This window comes from Limnohabitans sp. Rim28 (assembly GCF_000293865.2).
GTDB lineage: Bacteria > Pseudomonadota > Gammaproteobacteria > Burkholderiales > Burkholderiaceae_C > Limnohabitans_A.
The window spans coordinates 501,153-516,975 of sequence record NZ_ALKN02000001.1; the positions used below are offsets into that span (position 1 = coordinate 501,153).

Annotated in this window: 12 protein-coding genes and 1 riboswitch; of the genes, 3 read left to right on the forward strand and 9 right to left on the reverse strand. The window is 61.3% G+C overall.

Annotated features, from left to right (window positions below; genetic code table 11):
- The first annotated feature begins 103 nt into the window (after positions 1–103).
- Complete coding sequence (locus B472_RS02395) at positions 104–1,624, forward strand: M81 family metallopeptidase (protein WP_019428239.1); 1,521 nt, start codon at positions 104–106, stop codon at positions 1,622–1,624.
- A 4-nt stretch (positions 1,625–1,628) separates the two neighbouring features.
- Here B472_RS02395 and B472_RS02400 read toward each other — a convergent pair whose 3' ends face one another.
- Complete coding sequence (locus tag B472_RS02400) at positions 1,629–2,876, reverse strand: MFS transporter (RefSeq protein ID WP_019428240.1); 1,248 nt, start codon at positions 2,874–2,876, stop codon at positions 1,629–1,631.
- A gap of 40 nt (positions 2,877–2,916) precedes the next feature.
- Positions 2,917–3,579 (reverse strand): GntR family transcriptional regulator, encoded by a 663-nt coding sequence (locus B472_RS02405; protein WP_019428241.1) that lies wholly within the window; start codon positions 3,577–3,579, stop codon positions 2,917–2,919.
- Positions 3,580–3,701: 122 nt separating this feature from the next.
- Between B472_RS02405 and B472_RS02410 the strand changes: the two genes are divergently transcribed.
- Positions 3,702–4,652: a 4-hydroxythreonine-4-phosphate dehydrogenase PdxA gene (locus B472_RS02410; protein ID WP_019428242.1), complete on the forward strand. Its 951-nt coding sequence runs from the start codon at positions 3,702–3,704 to the stop codon at positions 4,650–4,652.
- Between the two features lie 30 nt (positions 4,653–4,682).
- Complete coding sequence (locus B472_RS02415; RefSeq protein ID WP_019428243.1) at positions 4,683–5,642, forward strand: tripartite tricarboxylate transporter substrate binding protein; 960 nt, start codon at positions 4,683–4,685, stop codon at positions 5,640–5,642.
- Here B472_RS02415 and B472_RS02420 read toward each other — a convergent pair.
- The 7 genes from B472_RS02420 to B472_RS02450 all read right to left on the reverse strand — a co-directional run bounded on the left by B472_RS02420 (position 5,629) and on the right by B472_RS02450 (position 15,798).
- On the reverse strand, positions 5,629–7,302 hold the full coding sequence (locus tag B472_RS02420; protein ID WP_019428244.1) for an FAD-dependent oxidoreductase: 1,674 nt from the start codon (positions 7,300–7,302) through the stop codon (positions 5,629–5,631). The genes B472_RS02415 and B472_RS02420 overlap by 14 nt on opposite strands.
- On the reverse strand, positions 7,299–8,495 hold the full coding sequence (locus B472_RS02425) for an FAD-dependent monooxygenase (protein WP_019428245.1): 1,197 nt from the start codon (positions 8,493–8,495) through the stop codon (positions 7,299–7,301). The genes B472_RS02420 and B472_RS02425 overlap by 4 nt, the downstream gene beginning before the upstream one ends.
- Positions 8,492–9,481 (reverse strand): tripartite tricarboxylate transporter substrate binding protein, encoded by a 990-nt coding sequence (locus B472_RS02430; protein ID WP_019428246.1) that lies wholly within the window; start codon positions 9,479–9,481, stop codon positions 8,492–8,494. The genes B472_RS02425 and B472_RS02430 overlap by 4 nt, the downstream gene beginning before the upstream one ends.
- A gap of 31 nt (positions 9,482–9,512) precedes the next feature.
- Positions 9,513–11,255 carry a thiamine pyrophosphate-requiring protein gene (locus B472_RS02435; RefSeq protein ID WP_019428247.1) on the reverse strand — a complete coding sequence of 581 codons (1,743 nt, stop codon included), beginning with the start codon at positions 11,253–11,255 and terminating at the stop codon, positions 9,513–9,515.
- Positions 11,256–11,263: 8 nt separating this feature from the next.
- The gene (locus tag B472_RS02440; RefSeq protein WP_019428248.1) at positions 11,264–12,709 is read right to left on the reverse strand and encodes an aldehyde dehydrogenase family protein; all 1,446 of its coding nucleotides are present in this window, start codon (positions 12,707–12,709) and stop codon (positions 11,264–11,266) included.
- Positions 12,710–12,955: 246 nt separating this feature from the next.
- The gene (locus tag B472_RS02445) at positions 12,956–14,338 is read right to left on the reverse strand and encodes a hypothetical protein (protein ID WP_019428249.1); all 1,383 of its coding nucleotides are present in this window, start codon (positions 14,336–14,338) and stop codon (positions 12,956–12,958) included.
- Positions 14,328–14,437, reverse strand: a riboswitch (TPP riboswitch). Its footprint overlaps the gene before it by 11 nt.
- A gap of 68 nt (positions 14,438–14,505) precedes the next feature.
- Positions 14,506–15,798: a branched-chain amino acid ABC transporter substrate-binding protein gene (locus tag B472_RS02450; protein WP_019428250.1), complete on the reverse strand. Its 1,293-nt coding sequence runs from the start codon at positions 15,796–15,798 to the stop codon at positions 14,506–14,508.
- Positions 15,799–15,823 lie beyond the last annotated feature (25 nt).

Here is a 15,823-nt window from a genome sequence, read left to right on the forward strand (position 1 = left end):
GTCAAGCAGATTCGCCGTGCAACAAGGCCTCCACTGGCACGTCGGTGACTGTGCACAGCCGTGCACCGAGGCCATCATGGTGGCTCTATCGACTGGAGGCCCTATGCGTTTGCTGATCGCGATGATGATGCACGAGACCAACACCTTCTCGCCGGTGCCCACCGACTTGCAGCGCTTTGCGCTCGGCCCCGGTGAAGTTCCGCCGCGAGGCGATGCAGCCATTGCCGCATTTCGCGGAACAGGCACGGCCACAGGCGCTTTCATCGACCTGGCAGAGAAGGCGGGTGCCGAATATGAAGTGGCCCTGGCCGCACACGCCGCGCCCAGTGGACTGGTGCACGACGAAGCCTACGAGTCCATGAGTGCAGCGATTTTGCAAGCCGTGGCGCGAGGTGGATTTGACGGCATCTTGTTGGACTTGCACGGCGCCATGGTCAGCCAAAGCCACGAAGACGGTGAAGGCGAGTTGCTGCGCCGCATCCGCGCCATCGACCCCCAAACGCCCATCGGCGTGGCCTATGACATGCACGCCAACGTCTACGCCGACATGGTGGAGCTGGCGCAAACCGTGGCGGGTTACCAAACCTATCCGCATGTGGACATGCATGGCACCGGCGTGCGGGCGGGCTCAGCCTTGCTCAAGCTGCTACAGGGCCAGGCCAAGCCCACCACAGCCTGGGGCCGCTTGCCGATGATTCCGCACATCATGCGACAAAGCTCGCTGGACGAGCCCAACCGCGCCCTTCAAGCACGCGCCCAACAGATGGAAAAAGAAGGCGCTTTGTGCGCGAGCGTGTTCACAGGGTTCCCGCATGCCGACATCCAAAACGCGGGCATGTCGGTCGTGGTGGTCACCGACAACGACCCCGCGCTGGCGCAGCGCCTGCGCGACGAACTGATGCAGATGGCTTGGAACAGCCGGGCGCAATGGGTTTACGGGTTGGAGCCACTGGCCGCCTCGGTGTCTCGCGCCAAAACCCTGACCGAGTTTCCAGTCATGTTGCTGGACCATTACGACAACGCCGCTTCGGGCGGCACCATGGACACCACCGCCGTGCTGGCCGAAGTGCTGCGCCAAGGTTTGCGCAACGTGGCGGTGTTTGCGATTTTTGACCCGCAGGCGGTGCAAGAAGCCATTGCAGCGGGCATTGGCGCGCAGGTGCGATTGCAAGTGGGCGGCAAGATGGCCATGCCGCTGATGCCGCACCGCAGCGCACCGATTGAGTTGAGCGGCGTGGTCAAGCTGATCTCGAACGGCCAATACCGCAACAAAGGCCCGATGAGTCAGGGGGCCCGGCAAAACATGGGACGAACGGTGGTCATCGACACGGGCGATGTCGAGGTGGTGCTGATCTCACGGCATGTCGAGCCTTTTGATGTGAACGCCCTGCTGTGCCTGGGCATCGACCCGACACAAAAACAGTTTGTGCTGCTCAAGAGCCGTGTGCACTGGCGTGCAGGCTTGGGCCACTTGGCCCGCGCCACGGTGGAATGCGCTGGGGCTGGCGCTTGCACCTCAGACTACAGCGAACTGCAGTTCAAAAAGCTGCGCCGCCCGATTTACCCGCTGGAACCATCGGTCAGCTGGACGCCCGAAGGCGGAGCCCAGGCCACGCCAGGTTGAGGGTTCAAACCGGCTGAGTCGCCGCCCGTTTGACGCGCCACAACAACCACAAGGCAATGCTCAGGTTGAGTGCGTTCCACAGCACCCCGTTCATGAATGCCGCATGGTAGGAACCGGTGAGGTCAAACACCTTGCCCGACATCCAGCCACCCAAGGCCATGCCCAGCAGCGTGGCCATGATGACCGCACCCACCCGCGAACCGGCCTCCTTGGCCGGAAAGTACTCGCGCACGATGATCGCGTAAGCGGGCACGATGCCGCCCTGAAACAGGCCGAACATGGCCGAAATCACGTAGAGTGACACCAAGCCATCGAAGGGCAAGAACAAAAGCAAAGCCACGCCTTGCAAGACCGAGCCCAGCACCAGCGTGCGCAGGCCGCCAATGCGGTCACAAATGGCCCCCGAAATCAAACGGCTGGCAATGCCGCAGGCCAACATGAGCGAGAGCATTTCGGCACCGCGTGCCGCGCCAAAACCCAAGTCGGTGCAATACGCCACGATGTGCACCTGCGGCATGGCCATGGCCACACAGCAAGCCACGCCGGCCACGCACAACAAGAACTGCGCTTTGTTCAGGCTCAAACCAAAAGGGCGTTGCGACTGCGAGGCCTGCTGGGCCTGCACGCTGCCCACCGCCGGGCTTTGCACGAGCGGTGGCCTTTGGCGCATGAGCAAGCTGAGCAGCACCATGCCAATGCCGCAAAACAAACCCAGCGCCACATAGGTGCTGCGCCAGCCCATGGTTTCAATGCCGTACTGTGCCAAAGGCGGCCAAATCGCACCCGCCACATAGTTGCCACTGGCGCACACCGCCACGGCAATGCCCCGGCGCTTGTTCCACCACAGCGAGGTGTCGGCCAACAAAGGCGCAAAGGTGGTGGAACTGCCCAGCAAGCCCATCAGCACCCCATGCGCCAACGCAAACCACCAAATATTGCCCGACAAACTGGCGGCAATGAACCCCAAGCCCGTGCCAAAACCACCCAACATCAAGGGCACATGCACCCCCGCGCGGTCGGCCCAACGGCCCATGAACAGGCCGCCCACACCAAAGCCGATCATCATCAAGGTGTAGGGCAAAGACGCATCGGCGCGGCTGACGCCAAACTCGGCTTGAACCGCTGGCAACACCACGGCCACCACGTACATGCTGGAGCCACCCAGCGTCATCAGCGCCAAGGTGACCAACAGGCGGCGTGCGGCATAGGCCGAGTCGATCAGATGTTCAGCGGCAGCGGTCGATGTGCTCATGTCTTCAGATTAACAGGCAGCGGACAGCGGACTTGTCGCTTCAGTTCACCACGTCTTTGATGCGCGGCCAGGTGTTGCGGATGTGCTCACCCATGATGCGGGACAGGGCTTGGCCATCGCGGGCGGCCAAAGCCACCATCATTTGCGCGTGCTCGGCCATGGCGGCACGCCAGTTTTCGGGCGTTGCGTTGCCGCTGTAGCGCAGGCTGCGCATGCGTTTGCTCAAAGTCGCATGGGTCATGCTCAAGGTCTCGTTGTCGGCCAAGGCAATCAGCGCATCGTGAATGCGCTGGTTCAAAGCGAAATACTCGGGCCTTTGTTGGGCTTCAAAAAACACCTGCATTTGCTGGTGCAAGGCCAGAATTTCATCGATTTTCTCTTGACTGGCCTGACAGGCTCGCTCCCCGGCATAAGACTCCACCAGCGCGATCACATCCAGCATGTCACGGGCGTCTTTGGCCGAAAAAGCCTTCACGATGGCCCCGCGCAATGGCAAGAGTTCGACCAGCCCCTCGGCCGTCAGCACCTTGATGGCTTCGCGCACTGGGGTTCTGGAAACACCCAACAACTGGGCCACTTCCAGCTCTTGGATGCGCTCACCCGGGCGCAGGCGCAAAGACACGATCATGTCGCGCAAACGGTTGGTGACTTCTTCATGAAGCGGCACGCGCTCAATCAAATTGGAGGAATCTTGTGAAAGCATAGTGTCCAAGTATGGGGGAAAACCAGAGCTTGACCGGCCCTGTACACCTGCCTAGCATTATCCGTAATTACGGATTACGAACCCCTTACCCCATCAACGTCCATTCATCAAAGGCGCCCAACATGTCTCTGCCCACCTTGGCTCTTTTCACCGGCGATCCGGCAGGCATCGGCCCTGAGTTGGTCGAGAAAATGCTGCAAAACGCCACTTGGAGACAACAAGCACGGGTCATCTTGATCGGTCAAAAGGACACGATCAGCGTACCCCAAGATGTGCGCTGGCACGACTGGTCTGGCTACCGAGCCCCCACTTTTGAGTGCGGTCAGGCCACCGCCCTCAACGGCCGCTACATGGTCGAGGCCTTGGCGGCCGGGGTAGATCTGGTCATGGCAGGCCAAGCCGATGCCTTTTGTTTTGCCCCCTTGAACAAATCGGCCTTGCGCCAAGGCGGCATGACGCAAGAGGACGAACTGCGTTGGTTTGCCGAACACATGCACTACCGCGGCGTGTGCGGCGAACTCAATGTGCTGAAAAACCTGTGGACGGCGCGTGTGACATCGCATGTGCCCCTGAAAGAAGTCTCGTCCCTGCTCACCCCCGACAAAGTGGCCGATGCGATCCGCATGATTTCGCAGGCTCTGCAAGCCTCCGGCGTGACCCGTCCCCGCATCGCCGTTTGCGGCTTGAACCCGCACAACGGCGACAACGGCAACTATGGCGACGAGGAGGCTCGCATCATCGCCCCGGGCGTGCAGCAGGCGGCCGACATGGGTTTTGCAGCCGACGGCCCTTTCCCGGCCGATACCGCGTTTGTGCGGGCTGTTCGCGTGCCTGGAGGCTATGACGGTGTGGTGACCATGTACCACGACCAAGGCCAGATCGCCATGAAGCTCATGGGGTTTGAGCAAGGCGTGACGGTGCACGGCGGCCTGCCCTGCCCCATCACCACGCCGGCCCACGGCACAGCGTATGACATTGCAGGCCAAGGCGCGGCCAACCCGCAGGCCATGGCCAATGCCTTTGAACTGGCCGCACGCATGGCCACGGCCCACCGCCAAATCGCCACCGCATAACGACGCAACCACCACAGAGGAGACCTTGACATGAAGCTGAAGAAAATTTTGCTCGCTGCCCTGCTGGCCACGCCCTTGCTGGGCTTGGCGCAAAACTACCCCAACAAACCTGTTCGCATCATGGTGGGAGCCAACGCAGGCGGCGGCACCGACATCATTGCGCGCATGTTGGCCGAAAAAATGGGCGAGGCCTTCAAAGGCTCGTTCGTGGTCGACAACAAACCTGGCGCCTCCAACACGATTGCCGCCGACCTGACCGCCAAAGCACCCGCCGACGGCCACACGCTGCTGGTGGCTACCAACACCGGACAAGCCATTGCGCCACACCTGATCAAGCTCAGTTACGACCCGATCAAAGACCTGACGCCCGTGGGCCTGATCGTGACCGTGCCCAACGTGCTCGTGGTGGGGACCACCGTGCCGGCCAACAACGTGGCCGAATTGGTGGCCTTGATGAAAGCCAAGCCCAACGAATTCAAGTACGCGTCTTCTGGCGTGGGCAGCACCCAGCACATTGCTGGCGAGGGCTTCAACCTGGCCGCCGGTGTCAAGAGCATCCATGTGCCCTACCGGGGCAGCAGCCAAGCGCATCTGGACATCATCGGCGGCAACGTGCAGATCATGTTTGACACCACTTCATCGGCCATGGGCCAGATCAAGGCGGGCAAATTCAAACCCCTGGCCCTGACCACAGCCACCCGCAGCAGCGAGTTACCCCAAGTGCCGACCTTGGCCGAAGCCGGTGTGCGCGGTTTTGAAATGAGCACGTGGTACGGCATGTTCGTGACCACGGGCACGCCCCCCGACGTGATTGCCCGGCTGCAAAGTGAATTGGCCAAAATTGTGCGGATGCCCGACATTCAGACCAAGCTCAAAGGCCTGGGCGGCGAACCCAGCAACCTCACGCCCGAGCAGTTTGCGCAAATGAACCGTCAGGAATTCGAGCGTTTTGGCGACTTGATCAAAAAAGCCAACATCAAGCTGGAGTGAGGTCTGCGCGGCCACACAAACGGGCCACCAAGGCGGTGGCCGTTTCCTCATTCAAACACTGCCCACGCCACACCGTATGGGCATCCGCCCGCACCATGAGCAATGGGTGTTGGTATTCGGTCGGCAAGTCCTTCACGCCGGACACATCCAGCACACGCAGCGGCATCCCCGATTGCTCTGCGGCTGCCTGCAAAGCCTCCACCGCATCTCCTTGGTCTGAGCGCAAACACAGCAGGGTGTAAGCCGGGCCCAACGCGTCATAGACCGACTGCCCCTCACCCAGCCAAAAGTGCGGCGCACGGCAGCCCGGCACTGTCGATGCCGTAAAGCTGCCCATGCTGTAGTCGGGCGCTTTTTCACCGTCGTACACCATGACAGGCGACTGGTCGTAGTAATAACCAAAGTTCAGGCCGGCACAGCAATATTGCTGGACGTTCAAGTCGTACAAATTTTGGCCAAAGGCCTCGCGCGCAGCCTGCCCTTCAGGCGTGTCGTCTTCAAGATTCAGCGGAATTTCACGGCGGCGCTGGCCCATGGCGTGCGCATGGTCCATGGCAAAGCGTGAGACTTGTTCGGTGATCGGGTGGCGCTCTCGTTCGTAAGCGTCCAAGGCCTCGGGGGCAGCCCAGCCTTCGATTTGCGCCGACAGGTGCCAAGCCAGATTGGCCGCATCGGCCAAGCCCGCATTCATGCCGTACCCGGCGTAGGGCACCCACAGGTGGGCGGCGTCACCGGCCAGAAACACCCGGCCTGCTCGCAACTTGTCGCTGACCAATCGACGGCCAATCCAGTCTTCGCGGCTCATGTGTTCGTACTCAAAATCATCGCCCACCCCCAAGATGGTGCGGATCGCCCAATCGCGGTCCACCGCGTCAAAGTCGAGCTCATGGTCACGCAAGTAGTTGTGAATCAACCAGACCTCTTTGCCATCAATGGCGTAGATGTTGCCGCTGCGCCGGGGGTTGACAGTGAACATGGCCCAAGCCGCTGGCGCTTGCAAGCGCGCCATCAAATCAGGCGCTCGAATGCAGGTGCTTTGCACGCGCTGCACCACCTCGTCGCCCACCAGTTTGGCCCCAATGGCTTTGCGCACTGCCGAGCGACCTCCGTCGCAACCCACCAGGTAGGCCGCTTGCACGGACAGCGGCGGCGCGTCAGGCGTCTCCAGGTTTTGAATCCGCACATTCACACCATCATCAGTTTGCTCAAAGTCCAGCACTTGGTGCCGGTACAAAGTGGTGATCAAACCCTGCTGGGCCACATGCGCTGCCAAGATCGGTTCAATGTAGCGCTGGTTGATGCGGTGCGGTGGCTCGGGCGTTGGCCAATGGCCGTCCGGGCCGCTGTGGTCCGTCAGGCGGGTGCTGCGCCCTGGAATGTGGATGCGAGCAATTTCTTGACCCAGCGTGCTGGTGCGGTAAGACACGGCGTGCGGGTAATCATCCGGCAAGCCACCCGCGCGCAAATCGGCCGACACGCCCAAAGCGCGAAACAGCTCCATGCTGCGGGCCGAGATGTGGTTGCATTTGACGTCAGGCAGCGCATCGGCCGGTCGCATCTCGACCAAGGTGCAAGCTATGCCGCGACGCGCCAAACACAGGGCCATGGTCATCCCCACGGGGCCTGCGCCCACCACCAACACAGGGGCATTCAGACTCATAGCGGGACTTTCAAGGGGTCGTATTCAAACATCCAGTCATAGCGGCGACGGACTTTTTCGGGTTCCCATTCGCTGCTGACGTAATCCACCGCTTTGTCAGGGTCTGACAGTTGCGGGTTGTGAAACCGCTGGGCGTTGTCCCGGGAACGGTTGACGATGTCGGCTGTGCGTTGCCAGCGCAATTTTTCAAAGCGCACAAAAGCTTGGGCAGGCGAGGCGTCTAAGGCCAGGCAGCGGGCCATGACCGCAGCGTCTTCGATAGCCATGTTGGCCCCTTGCGCCAAAAACGGCAAAGTGGGGTGCGCGGCATCCCCCAGCAAACAGACCCGGCCTTGTGCCCAGCCGGTTTGCGGGGCGCGGCCCAACAAGGCCCATTTGAAAGGTTGCTCGATGGCCGACATCAACTCGCACACATCGGCATGCCAGTGGCCAAAGTCTTGCAGCAGCTCGGCGTGGGTACCGCGCTCGGTCCAGGACTCGCTGCGCCAGCCTTCGCGCTCAATGATGCCCACCACGTTCATCAGCTGCCCGCCGCGCACCGGATAGGTGATGACGTGTGCCCCCGGCCCCACCCAATTGGTGCCGACCGGCGCTTGCAAATGCGCTGACAGCCGTTCCACCGGGACCAAGCCGCGCCAAGCCAGCAAGCCGGTGAACTGTGCCTTGTCCTCGCCCAGCAACTGCTCCCGCAACACCGAATGCACCCCATCGGCCGCCAGCAAACCATCGGCACGGTGTTGCGAGCCGTCGTTCAATTCAAAAGTGACCCCAGCCTCTGTGCTGCGGGCATTCACCACCCTGGCGTTCAAACGTACTGGCCGGTCCGAGCGGGCATTGAAGGCCTCCACCAGCACCCGGTGCAGGTCGCCCCGGTGCACCATCCAATACGGCGCACCAAAGCGGGCGAGACAGTCTTCGCCCAAATCAAAAAGCTTCCAACGTTGTCCGGTGTTCCACATCCGGATTTCTTTGCCCTGCGCTTGGCTGACACAGGTCTTCAGAGCCGCCTCCAGGCCGAGCGCCTGCAACACCCGAGAGCCGTTGGGTGAAATTTGTAAACCAGCGCCCAACTCGCCCAACTGCGAAGCTTGCTCAAAAACGTCCACCTTGAAGCCTTGTTGCAACAAGGCCAAGGCGGTCGTCAGGCCTGCAACACCCGCTCCGGCAATCGCAATGCGTGCAGCAGTGGTCATTGCGCTTTGATGTTGTTGTCTTTGGCCACTTGGGTCCACAAAGGAATTTCGGTGGCGATGGTTTTGGCCAATTCAGCGCCCGTGCTGCCAACGGGTCGGATGTCGAGTTTCGCCATTCTTTCAACCACATCAGGCAGGGCCATGATGCGCATCATCTCGTCTTGCAAACGCTTGACCACCGGAGCAGGTGTTCCTGCTGGGGCCAACAAGCCACTCCAGAAATTCACCGCCAAATCGATGCCCTGCTCCTTGAGTGTGGGCACCTGCGGGTAGCTGGCCAGGCGCTGCTCAGACGTCACCGCCAAGGCACGCAGCTTGCCCGACTTGACCAGAGCCGCAATCGGGCCAGAGTCGATCAAGGTCATCTGCACTTCTTGGGTCAGCACCGCGTTGATGGAAGGGGCACTGCCTTGGTAGGGCACGTTGAGGGCTCTCAGGCCCGATTTGGCTTTGACCAATTCCATGACCAATTGAAAGGACGCCGAGGGGTAGGAGTAGTTGGTTTTGTCGGCGTTGGCTTTGGACAGGGCCACCAACTCGTTGAAGGTCTTGGCGGGCGAGGCCTCATTGACGGCCAGGATCATGGGGAACGAACCCGCCATGGAAATGGGCACCAAATCGGTGATGGGGTTGTAGCTCAGCTTAGCCACCAAGGCTGGATTGAACACAATCGGGCCGCTCGCCGCCATCAGCAGGGTATAGCCATCGGCTGGGGCCTTGACCACAAACTCGGTCCCGATGGCGGCACCAGCACCGGGTCTGTTTTCAACCAGCACGGGCTGGCCCAAAGAGGGCGCCAATTTTTCGGCCACCACGCGGGCCAGAATGTCATTGGCCCCACCGGGCGCGTAGGGCACCACAATGCGCACGGGCTTGTTGGGCCAAGCCCCTTGTGCCCAGGACAACGCCGGGGTCAGCGCGAGCCATGACAAGGCGGCTGTGGCCAGAAGCTGACGGCGTGAAGGCATGTTGTAGCGAGTTTTCATGGGTTGTCTCCTGTTTGATGGGCAATGAAAATCAAATCTTGGCGACCGAAGCCACCAGCAAGGCCGCACGACCTTGGTCCAAGGCTTGCAGGCAGCGGCCAATGGCCGCAGGCAAGTCCTCAGGCCGAGAAACGCGCTCACCATGCGCACCAAAGGCTTGGGCCACTTGTTCGAAGTGACGCTTGGGGCCTGTGAGTCGGGCCTGGAAATCTCCCGCCTGTGCCGCGGGCCCATCGGGATGCACGCGCAGCACGGCTTCTTTGACCGCTTGCCAGCCGCCGTTGTCCAGTACCACGGTCAAGATCGGCAAGCCTTGGGCTTGTGCGACCGCATAAACCGATGTGGGGGTTGAAAAATGGAAACCGCCATCGCCCTCAATGTGCACCACCCGGTCATGGGGCCTGGCCAGCTTGACGCCCAGCGCCATGCCAGCGCTGTAACCCAATCCACCACCGGCACCGCCCAGAAAGCTCAACGGCTGCGTGCGCGGAATTTGCTGCAACACCGCAGGTGAGTTGCGAATGGCTTCGTTGATGACCACATCGTCAGGCCGCAGTTGCAAGCCAATTTGAGCGCATACCCAAGCGGGGTTCAAGGCATCCACTTGTCCTGGATCTTGGGCAGCGGCCGCCACCTTGTCCAAACGCTGCTTGTGCTGCGCAGGCCATGCGGCCATGCGCTGGGCAACACGCTGGTAGAAAGCCTCATCGGCCAAGGCCACAACCGCCTTGTGCAAGTCTGTCAAGGCTTGGGCGCAGTCAGCCGGCCAGCGCACATCGCTGGCGAACCCCCAGGATGGAAAGTCTTTCTTGATGGGGTCGACATCGATGTGCACCCAACGTGTGTCCTCCCGGGCTTGCGTTTGGTGCGGCAACCAAGGCACATCGATGTCCAACAACAAACCCCAATCGGTCTGCGGCAAGAGCGGGGTGGGGTCGAAGCCAAAAAAGCAAGGCGAGTCGCGCGATATGCACAAGCAACTCGGGCTGAACTCCACCACGCGAATGCCACACAACTGAGCCAATGCCTCGAGCGCGTGAACCGCCTCAGGCTTGCGCCCCAAATAAGAGGTGATGACCAAGGGGTTATCGGCCGCCATCAGTTCACGCGCGATTTGCAAAGTGGCTTCGGCAGGCAAGGCCCCCATGCGCACAGCGCCGTAACGCTCGGCCGGGTAAGACTTGACCTGCTCATGCGCCCAAGGCTGGATCAAGGTCTCTCGCGGCAGCGTCAAATAAACCGGACCGGCAGGCTCGGTGTGCATGACACTGTGCGCGCGGCGCACCACCTCTTTGGCCACCACGCCAGAGGGCAGGTTGTACTCCCACTTGACGTAGGGGCGCACCAAAGAAGCGATGTCAAAGGGGTCTTGCACATAGTGCACATAGTTGTCACGCGCACCCGGTACTTCAGCGTGCAAGGCATAGGGCGATTTGCCGGCCATGAGCAAGACCGGCAAACGGGCACGCATCAAATTGTGCATGCCCATGGCCGCGTTGGCCGTGCCTGCGTCAACGTGCACCATGACGCCTTGCCCCTGCCCCGTCACGGCCGCATAACCACCCGCCATGTGGATGGCCACGTTTTCGTGCGGACACAGCACCACTTCAGGCATGGGCTGGCCTTCGGCCTGCAAGCGGGCCATTTCGTCAATCAAGGTGACGTGGTCGGTTCCCAAATTGGAGAACAGATAACGGATGCCCGTTTCTTGCAAACCTTCTAAAAAAAAGCGGGCCGTGGTGCTGTGAGAGGGGGCGGTTGTCGGCGAAGTCATTGGGGCCATCAATCGTTGCAAGGCATGAACACATGCTTGGTTTCCATGAAGTCGTTCAAGCCTTCCACGCCATGCAAACGCCCAAAACCGCTTTGGCGGTAGCCGCCGGTTTCGATTTCGGCAAACAAGCGGTTGTGGGCGTTGACCCAGACATTGCCAAACTTGATGCGCCGAGCCACGTTGCGGGCAGCCCGGAAATCCCGCGTCCACACAGAAGCGGCCAAGCCGTATCGGGTGGCGTTGGCGCGGTGCACCGCATCGTCATCCGACACAAAATGCTCCAAAGTGATGAGCGGGCCGAAAATTTCGTCCTGCACATAGTGGCTGCTCAGGTCTTGCGTGGCCACCAAACTCGGCGTGATGAAAGCACCCCCGCGCGGCGTATCGGTGGGCACAGTGCCCGCCAACACTATGCGGCAGTCTGGGCTGGCCGCTTGCACTTCACCCAAGATGCGGTCCCGGTTGCGCACGTCCAGCAAAGGGCCCATGGCCGAACCCGGCAAGTGACCCGGGCCGACCTTGACGCTGGACAGGGCATGCGCCAGTTGGGCCGAAAAATCAGCGGCAATCGACTCCTGCACCAGCACCCGGCTGATCGCCGTGCACATTTGCCCCGCCATGACACAAGCCCCACTGACGATGCCGCGCACAGCGGCGGGAATGTCGGCATCGGCCCGCACGATGGCCGGTGCTTTGCCGCCCAACTCCAGCGAGAGGCGGGTCAGGTTCTTGGCGGTGGACAAGGCAATTTGCTTGCCCACATGGGTCGATCCGGTGAAGCTGATGACGTCCACCTCGGGGTGCGCACACAGGTGCTGGGTGGCCTCGCTGCCCTGCTCCACAAATGAATGGATGACGCCTGTTGGAATGCGCTCGTCGACCACCAAACAAGCCATCACCTGGGCATGGACCAGCGCCGTTTGGTGCGCCGCCTTGATGACCACCGTACAGCCTGCAGCCAGAGCCGGCGCCAAAGAGCGCACCAACAACGTCACTGGGGCGTTCCATGGCACGATGATCGCAGCCACACCGATCGCTTCGCGCTCGATGTGCGAATACACATTCGGCTCCATCTCGATGACACGGCCAAACAGGTTGCGTGCCAGCCCGGCGTAGTAGCGCAACTCCGAAATACCGGCCATGACTTCGCCCTCGGCCTCGCGCTGCAACTTGCCATTGAGTTGCACCAAGGTCTGCACCACTTGCGCCTTGTTCTGCTCCAAACGGTCGGCAAACAAACGCAGCACGTCTGAACGCAGTTTGGGTTGCTGAGCCCAAGTGGTGGTCTCAAAGGCGGTACGGGCACTGGCAATGGCTGCATCCACTTCTGGCAAGGTGGCTTCCACAAAATGCGCCGCCACCTCACCGGTGGCAGGGTCGATCGAGTCACCCCGTCTGTGGGCGTCATAGCCCTTGACCCATTGACCGTGGATGTAATTTTCAGCAGTTTGCATCGCGCAAGGCTTTCCATGTGCAGACCGGCAACCCCAAAATTTGGGGCCAGACGGTCAGGTTTGAGCATCCGGTACCCAGGTGGCACCGGCAATGGTTAGCATGCTAATCAATTACCCCCCCAAACACCAGCGGCCTGGGCGACAGCAGGACTAGGGTTAAACCCTGATCACCATCCAAAGTGGCGCGGTCCCTCACGTTCGCCTTTCAAACGGGGGCATGCCCGCTTGAAAAGCGTTGGGTCCAGGTCAAGCCAAGGGCTTGTGCGTTTGTGGCTTGCGCCAAACCAGCAGCAGACTCACCCCGGTGGAGGCCAACAAGGCCCCGGCAAACGGGGCGAGCGTGGGGACGCTGGTGGGGAAACTGGCCGCCAACAGGCCTGCAGACAAACTGCCCCCGCTGACCCAGCCGGGCAACACGGCGCCCAACAAACCCGCCACCGCGCCTGCGACCGCCGCAGTGGGTGTCATGCGTTGCCAAAGGCCCATCAAGACCGGCACCACCGCGGTGGCGCACAGCAAATCGGCAATCAAGAAAAGGCGCAGCACCGACAAACCTTGCAGCGACACCCACACCACAGGCAGCATCAGCAGCACCGTGATCCAGCGGGCAGCGCCCAGCGAAACTTGTGGCCGGGCCGTGACCACCAAAGAAGCAATGCCGCTTTGCAGCGTGTCCACCGACGAGGCCACCAAGGCCACCGCCAGCACCAACACGGGCACAGCCAACCAAGCTGGCGCATCGGACAACAAAGCAAAGAAGGGAATGGGCGGCGAGCCCGGGTTCTTGCCCATGGCCATGCAGAGCATGCCCAAAGCGCCCATGGCCAACATCACCGGCACGGTGAGCAAGCCGCCCAACAACGCCCCTTTGCGCAACTCGGTGTCGCTGCGTGCCGACCACACACGCTGCCAATAACCTTGGTGAAAAATATTGGCCGCTGTCACCGCAATCAAGAGCGTCAGAGCCACGTTCAGGGACACCTCGATCGGTGCCGCAGGCCAAGGTTGGGTCACGGCGTTTTGGGGCAGGCTCAGCAGCGTCACACCGATGACAATGGCCAGCAGCGCCAACAGCAACCAAGCCTGCCAACGGTCGGTGACCATGCTGGCACGCAGCCCGCCCCAGGTGGTGTAGATCAACGTGCTGACCGCCACGGCCACGATCACCAAGCTGCCGGGTAACTCGGACAGCAAGCCGGTGATGGCCCCAATGGCGGTCAACTCGGCCGTGATGAAACACAGCATGTACAAGACCGACAAGGCGCTGACCCACAAACGCAGCCCCAGGCCAAAACGTTCTTGGGCAAATTCGGCAAGGGTGCGACCGTGGGGCATGAGTTGGCGTATGGCGGGTCCCAACCAAGCCAAGAGCAAAAACGGCAGCGCCGCAGACAAGGCGTACCCCACCAATGCAATGGGCCCCACAAACGCGCCGATCTCGGGCGGGACAAACAAAATCCACGCGCCCATGCCGGATGCCAAAAATGACAAACCTAAAGCGGTTGAGTTTTGCGATCCCCTGGCGGTGAGGTAGTCGTCAAGACTGGCCACAGGGGTGCGGTCGCGCAGGGCGACCCAGATGAAAAAGACAAGTGCCGCAAAAACAGCGGCCGCAGTGGCGTACAGCATGTCGCGCTTCCTCCGCCGGTATGAGCCGGATCAGGTTCCAGGGTCAGCGTCGAGACAGACGCAATCTCAGCTCTTTTCAGAGCCCCCCTGGCGACGGGTTGATAAAAATGATGCAAGGTCCCTTTGGATGGGACGTTGGATTCTAGGTCATCTGGGCCGGGCCCAATTCATGCACCGCTGGGGCGCACCATCTTGCAGGTGCTGGGCATGCGGGCCTGCTCGGCCTTGATCTGGCGCACGACCTTGAAGCCATAGCCGGAGCCCTCGACATCGAAGGGCACACCGGGCGTGCCCTGGCGTGCCATCACCCCCACCACCAAGGGCTGCTGGAATTGGTGGTCTTCGGCCCGCATCGAGCCGGTTTGCCCAGCGATGGTGACCCGGGCTTTTTCGAGCTGCAAGGCCATGGCCACAGGATCGGTGCCCCCTGCCCGTTCAACGGCTTGGGCCAAGGCTTCGATCATCAGCTGCATGCGCACATGCACGTAGTCCTCAGACGGCTTGGGAAAGCGCTGGCGAAACGACTGGTAAAACTGCTCGCTGGCGGCACCCGGCACGTTGGGCAGCCAATCGGCCACGGCAATCACGCGGTCGACACCCGATTCGCCAATGGCAGCGGGTGCCCCCAAAGCGTTGCCGTAAAAGGTGTAGAACTTGCCTTCGTAACCCGCTTCCCGCGAGGCCTTGACCAGGAGCGTCAGGTCATTGCCCCAGTTGCCGGTGATGACCGCTTGGGCCCCGCTGGCTTTGATTTTGGCCGCATACGGCAAGAAGTCTTTGACACGGCCCAAAGGGTGCAGTTCGTCGCCCACAATTTTCACATCGGGCCGTTGCAGCCCCAGTTGCCTGCGGGCTTCACGCAGCACCGCTTGCCCAAAGCTGTAGTCCTGACCGATCAAATACGCCGACTTGACCGTGGTGTCGCCTTTGAGCACCGCCATCAAGGCCACCATGCGCATGTCGGCATGGGCGTCAAATCGGAAATGCCAAAAGCTGCACTTCTCGTTGGTCAAGATCGGGTCGACCGCCGAGTAGTTCAAGAACAGCACGCGCTTGGCCGGCTCACGCTCGTTGTGTTTGTTGATCGCGTCAATCAAGGCCGCTGCATTGGCCGAAGAGTTGCCTTGCAAGATCACTTGGGCGCCGTCGTCGATCGCCGACTTGAGGGCCGACAAAGCCTCTTCACTTTGACCTTTGCTGTCGTAACGCTCCAGCACCATCGGACGTGCACCCTGAGCCGTTTTGACGCCGCCGCGCGCATTCACCCGTTCGACCGCCCAAGCCATGTTGCGCACCACCGCTTCGCCGGTGTTGGCAAACGGACCGCTCAGGCCTTCGATCAGAGCGAGTTTGAAGGGCGTGGGGGACTGGGCCTGGGCATGGGCTAGAACGGGAACAAAGCACAAGGCCGTCAAACCAGCCAGCCAGGTGCGGCGCGAAAAAAAAGGCAGTGAACGCATGAAAAAAAGGACCGTGAACCGGCCC

What these genes read in the sequence shown, in the direction of transcription:
- B472_RS02395 (WP_019428239.1), top strand. Translation starts at nt 104, where the DNA reads ATGCGTTTGCTGATCGCGATGATGATGCACGAGACCAACACCTTCTCG.
- B472_RS02400 (WP_019428240.1), bottom strand. Translation starts at nt 2,876, where the DNA reads ATGAGCACATCGACCGCTGCCGCTGAACATCTGATCGACTCGGCCTAT.
- B472_RS02405 (WP_019428241.1), bottom strand. Translation starts at nt 3,579, where the DNA reads ATGCTTTCACAAGATTCCTCCAATTTGATTGAGCGCGTGCCGCTTCAT.
- B472_RS02410 (WP_019428242.1), top strand. Translation starts at nt 3,702, where the DNA reads ATGTCTCTGCCCACCTTGGCTCTTTTCACCGGCGATCCGGCAGGCATC.
- B472_RS02415 (WP_019428243.1), top strand. Translation starts at nt 4,683, where the DNA reads ATGAAGCTGAAGAAAATTTTGCTCGCTGCCCTGCTGGCCACGCCCTTG.
- B472_RS02420 (WP_019428244.1), bottom strand. Translation starts at nt 7,302, where the DNA reads ATGAGTCTGAATGCCCCTGTGTTGGTGGTGGGCGCAGGCCCCGTGGGG.
- B472_RS02425 (WP_019428245.1), bottom strand. Translation starts at nt 8,495, where the DNA reads ATGACCACTGCTGCACGCATTGCGATTGCCGGAGCGGGTGTTGCAGGC.
- B472_RS02430 (WP_019428246.1), bottom strand. Translation starts at nt 9,481, where the DNA reads ATGAAAACTCGCTACAACATGCCTTCACGCCGTCAGCTTCTGGCCACA.
- B472_RS02435 (WP_019428247.1), bottom strand. Translation starts at nt 11,255, where the DNA reads ATGACTTCGCCGACAACCGCCCCCTCTCACAGCACCACGGCCCGCTTT.
- B472_RS02440 (WP_019428248.1), bottom strand. Translation starts at nt 12,709, where the DNA reads ATGCAAACTGCTGAAAATTACATCCACGGTCAATGGGTCAAGGGCTAT.
- B472_RS02445 (WP_019428249.1), bottom strand. Translation starts at nt 14,338, where the DNA reads ATGCTGTACGCCACTGCGGCCGCTGTTTTTGCGGCACTTGTCTTTTTC.
- B472_RS02450 (WP_019428250.1), bottom strand. Translation starts at nt 15,798, where the DNA reads ATGCGTTCACTGCCTTTTTTTTCGCGCCGCACCTGGCTGGCTGGTTTG.